At 52.8% G+C, this 16,910-nt stretch carries 10 protein-coding genes; all 10 read right to left on the reverse strand.

All coding sequences use genetic code 11. The annotated features are described in order from the left end of the window. Positions 1-201: 201 nt before the first annotated feature. Positions 202-2,739, reverse strand: coding sequence for a hypothetical protein (locus K227x_RS12215; protein ID WP_145169772.1), 2,538 nt, complete (start codon positions 2,737-2,739; stop codon positions 202-204). Further along, on the reverse strand, positions 2,729-4,402 hold the full coding sequence (locus K227x_RS12220; RefSeq protein WP_145169774.1) for a DUF2357 domain-containing protein: 1,674 nt from the start codon (positions 4,400-4,402) through the stop codon (positions 2,729-2,731). The genes K227x_RS12215 and K227x_RS12220 overlap by 11 nt, the downstream gene beginning before the upstream one ends. Then, positions 4,399-6,414 carry a hypothetical protein gene (locus tag K227x_RS12225; protein WP_145169775.1) on the reverse strand — a complete coding sequence of 672 codons (2,016 nt, stop codon included), beginning with the start codon at positions 6,412-6,414 and terminating at the stop codon, positions 4,399-4,401. The genes K227x_RS12220 and K227x_RS12225 overlap by 4 nt, the downstream gene beginning before the upstream one ends. Then, positions 6,411-7,607, reverse strand: a complete 1,197-nt coding sequence (locus K227x_RS12230; protein WP_145169777.1) for a hypothetical protein — start codon at positions 7,605-7,607, stop codon at positions 6,411-6,413. Before K227x_RS12230 ends, K227x_RS12225 begins: the two co-directional genes overlap by 4 nt. Positions 7,608-7,616: 9 nt before the next feature. Further along, complete coding sequence (locus K227x_RS12235) at positions 7,617-12,329, reverse strand: ATP-binding protein (RefSeq protein WP_145169778.1); 4,713 nt, start codon at positions 12,327-12,329, stop codon at positions 7,617-7,619. A gap of 150 nt (positions 12,330-12,479) precedes the next feature. Beyond that, positions 12,480-14,240 (reverse strand): IS66 family transposase, encoded by a 1,761-nt coding sequence (locus tag K227x_RS12240; protein WP_145169781.1) that lies wholly within the window; start codon positions 14,238-14,240, stop codon positions 12,480-12,482. A 40-nt stretch (positions 14,241-14,280) separates the two neighbouring features. Then, positions 14,281-14,634, reverse strand: a complete 354-nt coding sequence (gene tnpB, locus K227x_RS12245) for an IS66 family insertion sequence element accessory protein TnpB (RefSeq protein ID WP_145169783.1) — start codon at positions 14,632-14,634, stop codon at positions 14,281-14,283. Beyond that, complete coding sequence (tnpA, locus tag K227x_RS12250) at positions 14,631-14,954, reverse strand: IS66 family insertion sequence element accessory protein TnpA (protein ID WP_145169785.1); 324 nt, start codon at positions 14,952-14,954, stop codon at positions 14,631-14,633. Before tnpA ends, tnpB begins: the two co-directional genes overlap by 4 nt. Before the next feature lie 55 nt (positions 14,955-15,009). After that, positions 15,010-15,468: a hypothetical protein gene (locus K227x_RS12255; RefSeq protein ID WP_145169787.1), complete on the reverse strand. Its 459-nt coding sequence runs from the start codon at positions 15,466-15,468 to the stop codon at positions 15,010-15,012. After that, positions 15,465-16,694 carry a hypothetical protein gene (locus K227x_RS12260; RefSeq protein ID WP_145169788.1) on the reverse strand — a complete coding sequence of 410 codons (1,230 nt, stop codon included), beginning with the start codon at positions 16,692-16,694 and terminating at the stop codon, positions 15,465-15,467. Before K227x_RS12260 ends, K227x_RS12255 begins: the two co-directional genes overlap by 4 nt. Between the last annotated feature and the right edge of the window lie 216 nt (positions 16,695-16,910).

The raw sequence follows: 16,910 nt of genomic DNA on the forward strand, positions 1-16,910 counted from the left end.
AAGTTGCTGCGAAAGGCTTGGGGGATGCACTCACTGTTGTGAGCGACGTGTGCCTGTTGATCCGATTGAGGTTTTCATCCAAACAGTTTTTTTAAGGGCATGCTCGCGCGATCATTAACGCCGGGGCTCTGATTCTTGGACAGACGAGCATTCAGGGGCTTCAGTTGACACTTTGAATTCTTGTTCCGAGTGTCAACGGGCCTAGGCTGACCAGAGGAATGGGCCACGTCCCTTGCGATCGATGTACTTGATGAGTTGTCGCATCACGGCAGGAAGATTGACCGAGCCTCCCATCACATTGATGCGTTGCGAGTGAATTCCATCCAGCACGTGAATGCATTTTTCTTTTACTCTGATCGCGGCGTCCGAGTCATTTGGAACAAATGATTCATCGAAAATTCTGCGTCTGAGCATAAAGGCTACAGACATTGTTCGGTAGCGGAAATCAATGCCGCCGTATGAATTGGAGTTTTCGAAAGCACGGGTCACGGAACGGAAAATGTTTGACGCGGTCGTTTCCGAGACATAACGAAGCGCCTCAGCGCGATAAGAGGTCAGCTCTGCAATTGCCCTCGTTTGATGTGGGTTCAGTTCAATTGAGTTGCGATGTCGGTCACAGTTTTCAAGAAATCTTGCAATCGTTTCTGGAGATCTGAGACAGTTTCCGACTACTCGCAATTCGGCATCGTCGGACAGCGATCCGGTGACCAGACGTTTGTCGATAAACGACTCCAGCTCGGGTGAAGTGAACGAGGTGTAGGCAATGCAGCGAAGTGCCGTTTCTCGAAGGAAATTGTCAACGTTCGGGCGATGGATCACTGTTAGGCAACCGTCGACGATTTTACGCAATGTATCCATGTCGTCATCGGGAGGGCGCCCATTGGACCCAATCGCCGTAGTGTTTCTACCTTGCTCCGCATTGTTGTTCTGCGCGGAATTGTACTTTTCTCGAAGGGAGGTCCTTACTTCGCCAATGAGATTCGCAGTCCATGTGCTGGGCAAAGAGTTAAGCAGAATTCTGGCTTCGGACTTAACTTTTATCCATTTGTTAAGGTTCGAAAGACGTGGTAAAAGTGATGGCGCGAGTCTGGGGTAGTCAGCTAGGTATTCTTTCGCATCCAAGGTTTTACCATCGACATTCTCGTACTTCGCCATGTGGCTCAAATCTGCAACTACGGGATGACGAGTCCGAGCCATGCCAGTTGTTCGCAGTTCCACTCTGGCGTTTCCCTGCCCCGGAGTAATCGCAACGTGGAGCTCCGCCCGCTGATTGGGTTTATAGCTTGAAGGGATCGCAATCTGCGACTCCCGGACCTTTTCAAGATCTTCATGATCAATCGCGAGCGTGAGCACTTTTCCACTTGGGATTGAAAGGCCCGTAACAGGCTCAGAGCGAGCCCATCGCTTTCCGCCCATCACGTACGCGTCATCTTCGGACAATAAGGAGATCCACTCAGGTTCGCCAGTTCGACTAATGACGGTGCGCAACAGCGGCAGCTTTGTAAGGAACGATGGCTCCCCATTGTCAATCCGACGGCACTGTTCAGCTGCACCGGTAGCGAGCAAGTCATCGGGGCCCGTATGGCCGGCAACACAAATTTGCGAGGGGGAGACATGTCGACCGACAAATAGTTCACCGAGTGTTTTTCCTCCAATGCGTATGGAGGCTAACTCGCCAGTGACAATCGCGCCGTCAATTTGCCGATTTTCACGGGCCGTCTGTTGGAGGATCCCCTCGATCCACTGTTTTGCGTCTCTGAGGGCGATCGTTGGCCATGCTATCCCTTGGCAATCAACCATCGTTGAATTGGACTGCGGCATTCCCGTGATGACCTCAGGATCATAAGTCGGTGGACACTCCGCTGAATCCATTCTGTGTGGTTGACCTTTCCAATTAGCCAGTTTGCGTTTAATCCAAGGCGTTGCCCACATTTGACGCCAAGCATTTGGCATTGCTTCGCCAGGAACGGCATTATTTACTTGCTCGAGGAGAAGATCCGACATGAAGCCCGCAAGATAAGACGTGTTAGCCCCTTTGTTTTTCGACGTTCGCTTCCGAGCGGGGATGATTGTTTTCTTTCCGGCATCTGGTTCAGCAATCAATTCGATCAGTGAGTGTTCACATCCAAAAAGCCCGAGATGGAAGCAGTGAATCTGCCCAACGGGCTGCCGACTACTGGAGGTCGCTTGCTTATCGCGGAGGAATTTTCCAATGTCTTGGCCAATAAAACGATCGATCCAATATGTTGCTGCCGCGATCGGCAACCATGACAATCGCCACTTGATCCCTGTCCCTGACAATACATTTAGCAAGGTCTGTTGTTGATCCTGTTTAAGCGAATTTGGGATGACCAATCCAACTGAATGGGGCGAGCCAAATTCTCTTACAGAATCGGCCGCAGCTTGGCCGATTGCCTCCATCGGGTCGATCGATGTTTCTGTATCGACTTTCCAAACTTGCTCTCGGCGAGCCAAATCCCAGAGCAGCCCGATCGGCATTCGCCGCGAGAAGCCATCAGCAACCCTGGATTCTGGTGGCCACAGTTCGCCGGATCCAATCGGACTGGCGGGAAACCATTGGTCTAGCTGGAGCCGTTTCTGCGTTGTTGAGACACAAACCACAGCCGGTGGGACGGTTTTGGTCCCATCAACCGGAGTTTTATCAATCGCTTTGCCTGTTGCAACCACGTGAGCAGATACTGGCTCCAAGCTAAGTCCTAACGTCTTTTCATAGGACATGTCGAAAACGCTCCATCAATAATGCATTCCAGTCGTCTCTGAAGTCTTGCAGCATCAAAGGCGTTGAAGCCCACGCGACTGAGCAACTCAATTCGCCCGATTCGATACGGTCGCCGCCTCCAGTGACCACCAAGGATTTCCATCCAGGGACGTGGCCCACATGTTCCATCGCGTTCACCAAGTGTTTTGCGGTGGTGGTTGCCGTACTTTTTGGGGAAAGCGGATCCAGGTTGGACCAGATCGCGAGCCCCCGACACTCTTGTCCGATGCACGCGACAACAAAGTCAGGACAGCATCGAGATATGCTTTCGGGTACAAAACTGCATTCTCGAAGCTGACGCTGTGGTAATAGGTGAAGAGTCGAAACCTTTCCACCGAAATGAACCCACCAAGGACCAATCGAATTTAAATGGCTAAACCGTCCGCAGTTTGGTTCATCAGACAGTGATAACAGGGTCCTGTGTGCTGGAGACTCAAAGGAAAAGGACGAGAGTGAACTCGCAATTCCGAACCAAAGCCACTCACTCCAAAGCCGATCTCTCCACATCCACGTTGATTGAGTTACTTTTTCGTGCCGAACAAGTCGTTGATACGCGTCCCACAGAACTGAGTAACGTTCTTCATGCTGCAAGACATAGTTAGGCTGTGCCGTACCAACTAGTTTCCCAACGGCTGAAATTGCAGAGCGCCGAATCAACCGATCGCATAGCTTCACAAAAGTTTTGACCTTAAGATAACGTTGGCTTGCTTCGAACTCATTGTGTCTGGCGATGTAGATTTCACCGGCACGCTTGCATCGCCGAAGAAGGTCGAGGGCGACTCGATTTTCGGGCGTGTTGCAGTCTTCTCGGCGAACAACTGCCATTAGTCGCTGGCGTGGGCCTGCCTTCTCGGCCAGCGTTCTTCCCGGCTGGCGACTCATCCAGCGGATGCAGGCGGCATCGACCTGTTGTATTCGAGTCGCCAACTCGAGTTCCCTCTGCCGCCGGAGAATCACTCTTGGCTTTCGGCATACATTCTCGAGGACGTCTGGGATTTCATCGGCAAGTCGAACGATCAGCGACAAGGGCGGAACTTTCGAATGCCCAACTTGGTTCCACTGCTCACAAACGGACTTTGTCGACCGAAAGCCAAGGCCGCGATAGTCCGTCTCAGTGAATGGCCCAGTCGTCTGCCTTGTCTGAAGCAACTGATAGACCAGGTCGGAATGACGGTCGATAAGCTTGATGGCCTTCGATCCCTTTCTTGCATCATCTTCGAAGCCAGACGCGGCTAGCAAGTCATTCGCCTCATCGTCCTCGCCGCTGCTGTCCAATTTTTCAACTTCGTCTAGCAGACTTCGTGCCGGAAGCCGTTGTCGGTCGAGAATCTTAAGGTCACGACTACCCGCGGGGCCTATACATCTGACGATCGAGATGCCGTCACTAGATTCGTAATTCTTCGGCAGCTCAAATCGACGCCACAAAGAACCATCCCGTTCAATCATTTCGCCGACGGATACAAGCTCGCCTAGGCTGGGACTGAAGACTTGTTCAAACTCAGCATCGACCCAGAGAAAGGTTCTTAGCCCGTGGCTTTCTTCATGTGCACCCTTGGATGACGGCCAGGGTCCCCTGGAAAGAAAGTAAAGTGCCTCAGTATTGTCGGTGGTGGAGGGTTTCACACTGCTTGCCCCTCAATTGCCCGATCAACGCCACTCCAGGCAATCTGGTGGCCATTACGGCTTTCTCGTAATGCTTCCAGAAATTCCGCGTCCTCCAGTTCCTCAATGACACCGCGAATACGGTCCAAGGCGTCGCGAACCTCAGGATCCGATGGGTCGAGTCCTCGAAATTTGGGAAGTAACTTTTGCTCAATCTGGTCAGCCATAGCGCAATTGAAGGTTGCCTCACCAATTCGGGGATAGTTGGCGACATAGGCCCGAATCGCTCGGCTGGTCCGGTGAGCGAAGGGGCGTCGAATAATCGACATGGCCTCGTTCAAGGATTCGATTATCTCGTCGGTTCGTTCGCGATCGTGGTCCATGTCCTCTGTCGGAACCAACCAATCGTTCCAATTGCTGGCGGCTAGACGAGCAGAGGGGCGTGCGTACGTGTCACCAGTGTTTTCAAGACTCAACGTTTTGGGACGTCCGAAGCGGAGTAGGTTAGATCGGTCAATCACTTTGTCTGACAATGTTTGTGTTGTCTCGTCTTCGTTCATCGTTCCCACAAACAGCACATTTGGCCCAACGAAGACGTTCATTGTCGGGCTGCCGATCCCGGTTCTGCCGATTTCAAGTGACAGTTCAGCCTTACGCCGCGATTCCGGATTGTTTGGATCCACACCGCGACGAGTTTCTAACTTGCTTAAGAAATCACTGAAGTAGTACTCGACTCGGGCAAGGTTCATCTCGTCTAGCAGAACTAGCAGCATCTGACCCGATAAGTTTTGGTGTGAATCCGGTATCGATGACGGCCAACCTCGTCCTGCTTCTCCGGCATGCGAGTCCATTTGCACGAGTGCCCGGCCTAGCTCTGTAGCGCGAAATCGATTTTCGAGGTAGTTGAAAAATCCGAACATGTCTTGCGGACTATCCCATCGCGGTTGGACAGCCAACGGCAGGAAATTCATTCCTACGGCCTCAGCGTATCGTCGCGGAAGTTCGCTCTTACCCGTGCCGCTGATACCTGCAAGCACCGCAAGCGGCGATGCTTCCGCAACTTTCAGCGATGTGTGAAATGCATAAACCATGCGTCGGCTGAAATAGAGTCCGCAGGATTTGAGATAGGTTTCCACCTTTTCCAAACACATCTCTTCAGAATACTTGACTGCAACCTCTGCTGGTGCAATGACCGGCTGCCAAAGCTCGGAGGTTCTTTCCGCGTCGTCGCCACCGCCCGTCTGCTGAAGTAGGCGATCCCAAACCTTTTCAAGTCGCTCAATGTCCTGCTTCAATTGTAACTTTTGCTCCTTAAGTCCGTCAACTTCACCGCCGAGCTTCGATTGAGACTTCTGCAGTTGCTCGACATTTGTCGATAGTTCCCTAAGACGCTGGTCTAGCGAATTGGCTTCGTCAATCTTCTCTTGGAGGCCAACTTTCGCATGTTCAAACTCAATCTGAAGACTCGTCAGTTGTTGATCAAATTCATGTTGCGTTTCGTAGAGTTGCTTTCGCCTCTCTTGTTGGACGCGTTCCTTCTGTCTTGAAATCTCGCCCTCTAATTCCCTGAGGCTGCTCTTCAGTTCATCTCGATGCTCTTCGATTTCTCTTTCGGCTTTGCGTTTGGCTTTCATGAAATTTTGGTCCAAGACACTAAGCCGTTCTACCGACTCACCGACCTTCTTGTTGTACTCCCTTTGAAGTGTCGCGACCTGCTTCTCAATGCCTGCAATCTCTCCACGCAGACCGTCACGACGAGACAACAATTCATCGATCTGTCCACGGATTTCTTTACCGAATCCAATCAGTTCTCGAGCTCCTTGCACCTCACTTTCGTACCCCTGCAGCAAGCTTTCCGTTTCCGCAATCTTGATGCGAAGATTTTCGAATTGCGTTGCGTCGGGCAACCGTTTTTCACGTTCGTGGACCCGTTTCGCAGCCGTTCGGTAGGCAGAGAAACAGAGTCCTGTCACTAGCAGTGCGATGAAAATTGAGACTATGCTGAGCAGGCTAATAAGTTGTTCCCAGATCATTGTTGATCCTCTGTTGCATCTTTGAGATTGGGAGAGCCTAGTGCACTCTCAGCATCCGTTTCTCCAATTGATTCTTCTTTCGATTTGGGATCATTGGTTATCACCTCGGAATCTCCCACAGGTATCCGGGAAGACTCACGAGAAGCTGCAGCCAACTCATTCTCGATTGCATTCCTTCTCAATTCCAGCTTCTCTAGATCCAGAACGAGTTGCTCTCGTCGATCAGAGAGCCTTTTCGCTTCCGATTGGATATCAGCAAGAATATTCCGTGCATTTTCCGTTTGCTGTTTGACCCCAGCCAATTCGATTTTGGCGGTAGCAAGCATCGTCGTCCGGTCATTGTTCGACTTAAGTTCAGTTTCTTGACGCTTTAACTCGGCGATATTGTTTGCTAGCTGGGCGGCCGATTGTTCGAGCAGCTTTTCAGTCTCGGTAATTTCGGCTTTAGCGGATGTGTATCCTCGCTGAAGCTCACCTGTTTCGTTTTTCAGGACCAGTTGCCTTGCCTTTGTAACTTGTAATGAAGCCTCGGCTACGGCTAAGTCGTCACGGGCAATTTTGAGTTCTGCAAGCGTTGTTTCCATCAATTGCTTCGCCTCCTCTGTTCTCTTTTGTGATTCCTTTTCGGAAAGAGACAGTTTTGAAATCTGGCTTTCTCGCATGGCCAATTCAGAACGCTGTGTCTCTAGGCGCTCCAACTGAGCGGAAGTCAATTTTTTCCATGAGCCAACTTGCTTTTGGTAGTCGTTTTGAATCTGCTCGTAGTTTTCCAAGGTAGCATCGCGTTCGATCTGGTCTTCCATCACGCTCAAATGCGATCGCAACGCAACGATCTGGATGATCAGTACCAGCGTAAATATCACCAAGCTGCTAGCGAATAGAGTAGTTGACGGAAACTCGCTCGTGATTCCCTGCTCGTTAGTTTTACTAGCGCGTGAAAACGCTCTCTGCAAAAGATTCGGCTTGGCCTCGCCTCTTTTTCCTTTCTGGTGCGATGACGTTTCAACTTGAACATTTGTTTGGGTGGAGACGTGATCTAAGTCGGGATCGGGTGTGATCAACGGTGGATCGTTAAACATCGATTCAGTATCTGTGCCTCCGAAATGATCGTTGCCGCCCATCCGAGATGACTGCTGCTTCAGCAGACTCTCATCATCGGATTGGTCATCCGACTCGCGAGAAAACGTATTCATGCTGTCGTTCTAGTTCGAGGAATCATTGTCATTCACACTTCGCATGCGGATCTGCTGAGAGTTTGGCATATCTGGCGTCTGGATCATGGACTCGGCGACAGGAAGGCGTTCGATTTGCTCCGCGAGAGTGTCACTGCTGCCAGATCGAACAAATCCTGAGACCTTTCTGGAGTCAGGGTAGTTCACTCGAAAGATGACCTTCGTACCCGCATTACTCAAAACCTGGTCGTGAAAATCTCGGACATCCTGACTCGCTACTACCACTGCAATTCCGAACTTTCGCCCTTCTTTCATGATTTTGGGCAGTGTCACATCCTTAGCCAAACGATGTGCCTCATCCAACACGATCGCAAGCCGGATCCTGTCAGCTGTACCCCAAGTAAACATTGCTCGATAGAGTTTGCGGAGAGTGAACGCGCCAGCTGCAAGCTGAAGGGTTTCACTTTTCAGTTCATGCACATCGATAACCGCACCCTTTGTGAATTGCTCGGAGATTCCTTCTGTGGGATTGTCCGCAAAGAGTCCGAATTCGAAGAGTGGTCTGCATCTTGCGATCACATTCTTGACGTTTCCGTCGCCTTCCTCTTCTCGCAGGAAATTGGCGACTGAAGCAAGCGAAGGTGTCGCTCCAGCTGGGACTGCTGCGTAGGCACGCTCGAATGCTTGATAGATGGCATCTCGCTGGATATCGCCCAAACCACATACGTATTGGCAGATTTCAGCAAGTTCCCAGATCCCCTCTTTCGCCCTCGGTCCGCTTCCGTTTTTGGGTTCCAAAATGGAAAACGGCAATCCATCAGCAGCATTCAAAATTGCTGGTTTTGCAAGTTGGTTGAACGGTCCGTCTGGATCGGCAAATTCACCGTGAAAGTCCAGGACAAGTGCCGGAACACTTTGCGTGGTCAGTTCGCACAGGATTCGAGTCGTCGTGACAGACTTTCCTTGTCCGGGGATTCCGATAACGAAGAGGTGAGGGCTACCTGAAACCGACGGCCTCCAGTACGCGGGGCCTGATTCTCCGTCGCCCAAAACGATCGCGACGTCTCCTTTCCTCATATTTGTTGAATCAGAATGAGAGGAGGCTTGCGAAGCCTGATCTGTGAGATCGTCAGCGGGCCTTTCGGGCCCCGGCACCTCACAATCAGGCTCATCGAATGTCGGGACTTCTACCAGATTGTCTTGGTCTTTGACTTCTTGGTGCGAAACGAGCGGTTCGACCGGGAGGTCTACTTCACTCCGGGACTCCAGTACAGGTGCGTTCGCATCGTCATCCTGGAACAAGTCCTCAAAGAGGTCGTCTAGCTCCGAACGTTCGGGAGTCTGGGGCAGTGCAGGCGTCGGAGGCTGCTTAGGCGGTGTCTCGTGGACAATTGGGGAGGCTGAGTTGGCGTCCCGTAAGTCTGATTGAGAAGCTACTTTCTGTACGTCGTCAGAGGAAGCGATTTCTGATGAATCAACAGGCATGGCCGGTTCCGACGATGAGCGATTCTCCCCGGTCGTTGAGCCTGGCTCAGACGGTTCTTTGTCAGTGACTTCATCGAGGCCTTCAAAAAGGAAAGCCTGTTCGAGACTTGGGTTCGACGTTACGGATGCCTCAAAATCCAAGCTGATATCGCCGACGACCTCAATTTCGAGATTGCCACGGTAGAAAACTTCAGGCATAGCCGATGTGCAGACAACGATGCCCCTCTGTGTCGTTTTGATTTTGATTTGACCGTTCGTCAGACGTTCTAGGATCGCATTCCAATGATCCGTATCCGTAACGGTTCCAAAACCTTGGGCACGGCGTAAGTGATATTCGAGAATTTGGCGAAGCCGATAAAGCTGAATTGGCCGGTCGTACCGTTTGGTGTTGCACCAAAGTGACTGAACGAGCCGGTCCGTCGATTCAACTTGTTCTTGAATGGCGGCAAACACATCTGGCGAAGGACGGTGTGTCCGTCCCTTGACTTCAATCAATTCAAATTCAATTTCGTTCTGGCTGCTCGGGCGGACAAGTAAAAGATCGCATCGCCGTCGCTTTTCCGGTCGCCCCTTGCGTCGAAAAGGCGTAAACATTTCGATGTGTGAATCGACAGGGACCAAGATAGTATCGTTCAGTTTGCCATCAAAATGCAGTTTCTCGACGGCAATGGCCAGGGCCGCCGCTTCACGCTGCGACGAGCCAGAACTGAGTGCGCGAAGTGCCAGGCGACCGCTTACCTGTTGAAGCCGATGCAAGACACGAGTTACAGCCGTGTCCGAAGCATCGAATCCAAGATCGCTAAGCGTCTCGCTGATAACCTGCTCGGCCTCTTCGCGATGGCCGGTAGTGACAAACAATCGTCGGGAAAGCCCATCGGTAATGTCAGGGCTATAATCCAATAGGTACCGCATTCCGGCGTGTGACTCTACCCATGCCGGTTCGACAAATCGATCGAGTGTGATCACCCAATCCGATTGTTCATGAATCGCAGTCAATCGGCGAACGTCACCTGCGATTCCAACATTCAGCACTGGCAGTCGCGGTCCACCCCCGTGATTCAGTTCAAGAACAGACGCGAGAGCCTGTTGGTGTTTTAATAGCGTGCTCGAAAGTATTCCTGAATCGGATTCACTTGGCGCCGAAACACAATATTTCCATGGTGGGCCTCCAGGAAGTAAGCGAAACGGGCAAAGCAGTCCGCCAAGCACGGCCGTGCCTCGATCCTCAGAGACATCTTCAGTTGTTACCATGACCGTGGTGATGTCCATCAACATGGTCAGATGCGACCCGCCTTCGGCAAGTTCGGTCAGCTGCTCACTATCGCGGATAGATGTTTCCAAGAGCGGTTGAAAAGCCGATGTCGCATGGGTTCCGCCCCGCTGCTCTAGGCTTTGGCGAAGTGGTACCATTCCTGGCATCGTCGATGGTAGCGGCTGGCGAAAATGGGCGAGTAGTTCAATGCTTTCGATTCCGCCGTCATTCACCTCCCCCGATTCCTCAACGTCATCAATCTGAAAGCCTCGAACCGAATCAATCAATACTTGAGAGGCAAATGATCCGTCTCCTGCGTTATCAGTGACCACGCGAATTTTTCGCGCATGCGGGTGAAGGCTGACGTAGTTGTCGATGTGTCTCGCACTTTTTGCTAACAGTGCGTCTCCAATTCCTTGGTCGTTTGAAGACAAACTCAAAACCTGACTTACCAATGACAACGCACGTGCGGGATCTGGCCAATCAACGGGCAACGCAGCCGTCCAAAGAAAGTCAAGGCATCCGCTGGTCAGTCGTACCGCTCCGTCAATGGCGGTCGTAAGCATAGGGCAACCTGTTGGTTCGATCAGCTCAAATGAATCCAGGTCAATGTTGGCCTTGCGTTCGGACACGGCACTGGACGAACGACTTATTTCATCAATTAGGTCCGTCGTTGTCTGCAGATACGTACGGAACCAGGCGACACGAAGCGGGTGAAGCGGTGACGTCAGAGACGCCGAGATCGTCCGGCCGTCGCATCGAAGAGCAATTAAGCCCGTGTCGATCGACAATGCAAGTTGACGTTCGGAGGTATCAGCGTCGCCAATCCAGTTGAGGTAGGCGTCGACGTATGCATCGGCGGAGGCCAGTAAGTCATCGCTCCAGTGGGCGGTTGCGATCCAACGCCGTGGACCTTGGTTCCTAAGCTGCCCCCAAAAGTGCTGTCGTGCTGCTTGAAAACGTTTTCCGGCGGTTGTCTTCACAGAAGTTTCATGGTCTCGGAGCCCTTGAATCGACAAGGTTTCTCCAGCAATCGCATCGACCTCCCAGATGCCAAGCAGATTCGGGTGGTCAAGTGTTCGGCTTTCAATTTCTTTCAGCATTGGACTTAGCGAAATCCGGATCCGATCACCCGAATTCAAGCTCAACGTGAACACATTTTCTCCTGTTCCTGACCATTGAAACGCGGTCTCTGCGAGAGCCACATCCTCTCGTTCAACGGCAAGTCGAAGCTTCGCAAGTGGAATGTCGCGATTCGACTTCACCGACTTACTGGCTTCCACCTCGGTACCCGCCTCGTCATCGGACGGTCTTAATTGAATTTCTTCGCTTATGGCTTCGTAAGGTTTGTCATCATCATTTGCCAGTTCCGCTCCCGATTCAGAAAGCGCGGTTAGTCGCACTTGAACCACAATGGACGAGGTGTCCTCGGGCCAATCAACGGTCGACAGTTTGATCGTCGATCGTTTGACGGTTCCTTTTACCTTTTTGACCGGTAGTGCAACGTCCGGGCTTTCGGATGTCGCATAGAAGTCCAATGACGGAATCATTTCGATTCGCCATTTATCCAGTCCCTCGGGGCTCTTAGGGTCGGATTCCCAGCGAACTTGTATTTCCCCCTTGTGGCCAACCACGGCAAATGGCTGCGCGCCGATTTCAGTCTGAAGCAGTTTGCTCCACTTTTGAACCTTTCCTTCTGAATCCAACCAAGGCGTGAAGGCGAGTTTTCGCAGCTGCGAACGACTGCGAGAAATCAAATCCCAATTGGAGAAGAAGTACGAAGCGTCATCTTTCTCAGCAATCGCATGCATCCAAGACCGCCAATCGCTCAGTTGATGACGATCGAGCAACGACTCTATGTCACGTCGTCGCAGTCCAGCTTGTACGCCCACCTCATCGAGACGGTCGGAAAGTGAAGAATACGACTTGACCGGTCTGGCGATCTCTTTTGCCGCCCGGGCATTCGCCAGTAGGCGTTCAACTTCGAATCCAGCGTCGGGGATCAATCCGATGCGATGGCAATGCGTCGCGGCCGCTGAACGCTGACTATCCGCACAGGCGATCGTGGCACAATAGGTTGCTCGATCTTCTTCACTGATGCCTGGCAGTTTGCTCGTAACCGTCCACCAGTGCCATTAAGCGTTGCGGGTTGACGGTTACTTTTTGATTCGTCGACGGCGAGCGCGGCGGATTCGTTTGCGATCGGCGGCTTGTCGGCGTTCGTCTTGGCGATACTCGCGGATGGATTCCGGGTGCGATTCTCGCCATGTGTGGGGAGACATCGCGGCCCAGTTGGTTTCGCCGACAAGTGCTCGACGCAGGACGTCTTCCAGGTACGCGTGAACGTCCAGGTCGTTTCGAATCGCTGTTCCGATGATTGTCATCAGGTTGGCGGCTCGTTCACCTGCCGACAACGAGCCTTTGAACAGCCAGTTCTTTCGCCCCGTCGCGACACGTTTCATTAACTGCTCGCAGTCGTTGTTGTCGATCGGGATCCCAGCGTCGTCGATGAAGCGACCCAGCGCCTCCCGGTGACGACAGATGTACGCGGCCGCTTGCCCGAGATTGCTTTTGGGAAGCACCTTCGGCGAACTCATCTGATCGCTGGCCAAGTACTCGTCGATCTGCCCAAGCACATGACTCGACAAGCTTCGGCGTCTGGCAAGTCGCTCCGCGTCACCCAACTCTTTGATTTGATCTTCGATGTCGTAGAGCATGCGGATCAGTGATTCCAGCTTGGCGACTTGGATCGGGAATGCGCTGCGGCACTCGTCGACCTTGCGGCGCGCATGCGCCCAGCACGCCGCCAACGTGATTCGCGAATCGCTGCGCACACCGATCTTTTGAAAGCCCGACCAGCAGTCTCCGATAAGTGTTCCTTCATAATCCCCCAGTACGTCGTCCGGACCGTCGCGGTGGCGACTGACAGTGAAGTCGAACGCCACCACTGGAAGGCGTGAAGCGTAGTAGCCCCAGAAGTTCGCTCTGATACTCGGCTTTCCCGAATCGATCGCCTTGGCGAAGACCTCGCTGATCCGCTCACCGCGAGGATGGTTCGACAAGTCCGGCATCGTTCTTGGCGTGATCAGCACGACGCCGGTATCGTCACAGCCAACGCAGGTGTCTGTTTTAAGAAGCGATCGCAGGTGCTCAGCCAACGGACGCAGCGTGAACTCCACGGCCGTTTCGATATTCGCCAGCGTGCTGCGACTGGGCGTCCAACCGCTGCCGGCGAACAAGTCCTGCTGGCGGTAAAACGGCAAGTGATAAAAGTATTTCCAGGCCACCACTTCCACGCCGACCGAGGTGTCAAAGCGGTCACCTTGGACGAGTCCGGTCGGACGCTCGGGACTGGTGATGCCTTGGTTCTGATTGGCTGGGTGAACGTACTTGGCGTATTTATTGACCCGCACGCGAAGCTCGGGCCGAATCCACTCGAGCGTTTCGACTTCGTCATAGCCGATCAGCTTGAGACCCTCGCGCCTGTCTTCGGGTAGGTCGATGATCCGCTCGATGCGAGGCAAGTGTTCGGGGAACTTGCGGTCGTTTTTGATGAGAGATTTGGACTTGCGTTTCTTCTGTTCTTCTTCGGCATCTTCGATGACTTGCTCGGCTTCACGGACGGCTTCTTCGAGCGCGCTGACCACTTCGGGCGTGGCTTCGTCGCCGAGATCTAGAAAGAGCTGGCCTTCGCCATCGGTGCGGCGTTCACTTCGCCGGCCAAAGAGTTGCTGAAGTAGCTTGTCGACTCGGAGCTGCAGGTCAACGTTTTCCGACTCGAGTTTGTCGTTGTGATTCTTCAACTCGAGAACCGAGTGGGCTTGCTGCTCGACTTGCGATTGCAAGCTCGCGACCAACCTCTGAAGATCTTTCACATCGCTGGGGAACTGATCGTCGGTAAGTTGCTTTGTATCCATGATGTGTGATTGTACGCATCATGGATGCAAATGGTTTGGCTCAAGCGGCTTTCATTCGCTTACGTCTTGTCTTGGCGGATTTCAGTGACACGCCCGCGATCCACATGGCCAGTTCCACCGAATCGATCGTGACATGCGATTGGTCACCTTGCGGCTTTGGCAGCTCGACGGTGCCTTGCTCGAGTCGTCGATACCACAGCGTCAGCCCGCCGGTTTCCCACCAGAGAGCTTTGATGCGATCCCGCTTGCGATTAACGAACAGGAACAACGCTCCGCCGGTGACGTTGTGACCGAGCGATGCGGTGACGATGCCGGTCAGTCCGTCGAACCCCTTTCGGAAGTCGACCGGCGTGGTGCAGAGATAGATGGGAGTGCTGGTGGGCAGGCCGATCATGACCGCACCGACGTGGGGCCCGTCGCCTCGAACCGGATACGAACGCCGCCGGGGAGCTCAACGGACATCATGGTAACGGTTTCTGTCGGCGGGCTCAGTTCTGCTTGCCGGTTTGGGGGCAGACTGACAGGGATGAACCGGGGGAGCGACGGCGATGATGACGGGGTGTCGGCTTGCAGCATGCGACGCCACCGATAAAAGGAGGCGGGTGAGAAACCTTCGGCAGCACAGAACTGGGCAACGGTTTGGCTGCTCTGCTGAAATCGATCGATCCGATCGATCCAGGATCGGCGAGTGGCGGCGTGGGAACGGTCAGTCATCGGCACGAGCTCCTAGTCACGAGAGAACACAAAGCTCCAACGCTAACCCACGCGCCTACAACGGTTCTGGTGTACGGTTACGTTTGCTCAACCGAAGCGCCTTCGAGACGTATTGGCGGACATCTTCATCGAGTTCCTTTATTAGCTCCTGTTGAGACGCAAGCCAGTACTTGTCCAGGTCGAATACTGCAAATGCATTGCGTAATGAACTTGCGGTCGAATCGGTCAGGCCAGCAGGCACCAATAGAATGAATGCCTGCGGTTTCCGATTACGAAGTTCGATCGCTCTTTCTGTATTCAGCTCCGATGTCGAAAGATCCTCTTTGCTCTTGCTGGTCAGTACATAGCATCGATCCATTTCGACGTACTGGATGATGCATTCACATAGAAATCGAGCGATAGGATCGTCAAGATGGTCGACACGAAGGCAGTGACCTTGCTCTCGCTGAGTGATCTCGTTGGAAAGCTTTTTGGCCAGCCGTCGAAAGATGAGTTGTGTACCGGAATCAATCATGCGGTGGTGCCCTCAGCTGCTTTCCTGCCTAGAGAAACGGTGAGGTTCTGGACGTTGAAATCGTCAGACAGCCCTCGGAAGAATCCGGTTTGACGCAGCCGACGCTTGAAGGCGTTAAAGTTTTCGGCCGTCGCCGCACGGCTGCTCGTCGACTCCATCTCTCTGGGAGGCCGATCAATCAGAATGCCAAATCGCTGATGCATCCAAGTCAGGAATTCATCTAGTCGGATGCTGCCGACTGGCTGAGCCTCATTAATATTGGTCCGGTGACGATCGACAGCATTCAGATACACGAGCGTGCGCAACAACTCGTCCGTCAAAACATATCGCCAATTTCGGGGGCCCTGAGTGTTGCCGAGCAACAGACCATAGGGGCGGTTGAGGCCGCCAACTCCCTTGTACCATTGCGTGTAAGCTTGCACACCTTTGGTTCGTTGTGAGTTGCAAAGAATCGCGTTCAGCGCAGAGATCGGTCCGTCACGCGAGATGAGTTCCTGTAGATCAACTCTTGCTTGCTCGCGTTCAGCCTCTCCGGACAAATCGCTTTGGGTCTCGATCAAGATTGACTCCAACTCGATCTCTGCTCGGCCTTGAATGTCACTCGACTGTTCTGCTGCTAGAAGTGCCTCGAGATACTGCGAAACGGGTGTTTCGGCGTCGTGCGGAATCAACTGCTTAAGAGTATCTGAACGTTCTCGCATCCGATGCAGCGTAAACAGCCGAAGATTGTCGCGAAAGAACCTTCCCGTCGACTCTAGGTCACGTTCTACACACGACCGGGCGAGTGAATCACTTTGGCTGGTTCGATCCCCCGTCACATCGACATAAACTTCGGGGTAATATTCATCGCCTTCTGGCATCTTGCCTGTCTGGCAAAGGGAAGACACATTCCCCATCAAGCGAAGGCTATAGGTGAGCAAATCCAAATTGATCGTTGCCATCAGCATTCGGCTTACGAATGCTGGGGGCAAAAGTTGACGATATCCACGTAAAATCAATGCAATGTTTTGGCCAGCCTGTTTCGCTTGGTCCGGCAAACAGGGCCTGGGTTCACCCAATTCCTGATTGCTAATCGCCCCCGTTTCAAATTCTTCTAATACGCGAAGCGTTAGCAGGGTGTGGATATCTACTTCCGTGACGTCATCATAGTGGCCTTCGTAAGGAGGCGTGTCTTGCATCTGCAGCCCCGCGCCAAAAACGTCTTTTAGCCACTGTTGCAGATTCAATCGCCGCTCGTTCAGGGTTCCGCCGAGCCCGCAATTGCACATTGACGAGTACAGAAAACGTGGCACATTTCGCTGTCGACTGGAGGGTTTCGGCATTCCCGTTTTGTAGGTGAGCAGAGTGTTGGGACTTACGAACTCTAGTTTTTCCCGGGTCTTTCCTCGTCCGGCTCGGCCCACTGTCAATGACACCGCGCGAACCCATTGCTCCAAGAGTGC

Source organism: Rubripirellula lacrimiformis (genome assembly GCF_007741535.1).
Classification (GTDB): Bacteria; Planctomycetota; Planctomycetia; order Pirellulales; family Pirellulaceae; genus Rubripirellula; species Rubripirellula lacrimiformis.

Coding starts and splice junctions, on each gene's coding strand:
- tnpA (WP_145169785.1), bottom strand. CDS start 14,954: ATGACTGACCGTTCCCACGCCGCCACTCGCCGATCCTGGATCGATCGG.
- K227x_RS12230 (WP_145169777.1), bottom strand. CDS start 7,607: ATGAATACGTTTTCTCGCGAGTCGGATGACCAATCCGATGATGAGAGT.
- tnpB (WP_145169783.1), bottom strand. CDS start 14,634: ATGATCGGCCTGCCCACCAGCACTCCCATCTATCTCTGCACCACGCCG.
- K227x_RS12255 (WP_145169787.1), bottom strand. CDS start 15,468: ATGATTGATTCCGGTACACAACTCATCTTTCGACGGCTGGCCAAAAAG.
- K227x_RS12240 (WP_145169781.1), bottom strand. CDS start 14,240: ATGGATACAAAGCAACTTACCGACGATCAGTTCCCCAGCGATGTGAAA.
- K227x_RS12215 (WP_145169772.1), bottom strand. CDS start 2,739: ATGTCCTATGAAAAGACGTTAGGACTTAGCTTGGAGCCAGTATCTGCT.
- K227x_RS12225 (WP_145169775.1), bottom strand. CDS start 6,414: ATGATCTGGGAACAACTTATTAGCCTGCTCAGCATAGTCTCAATTTTC.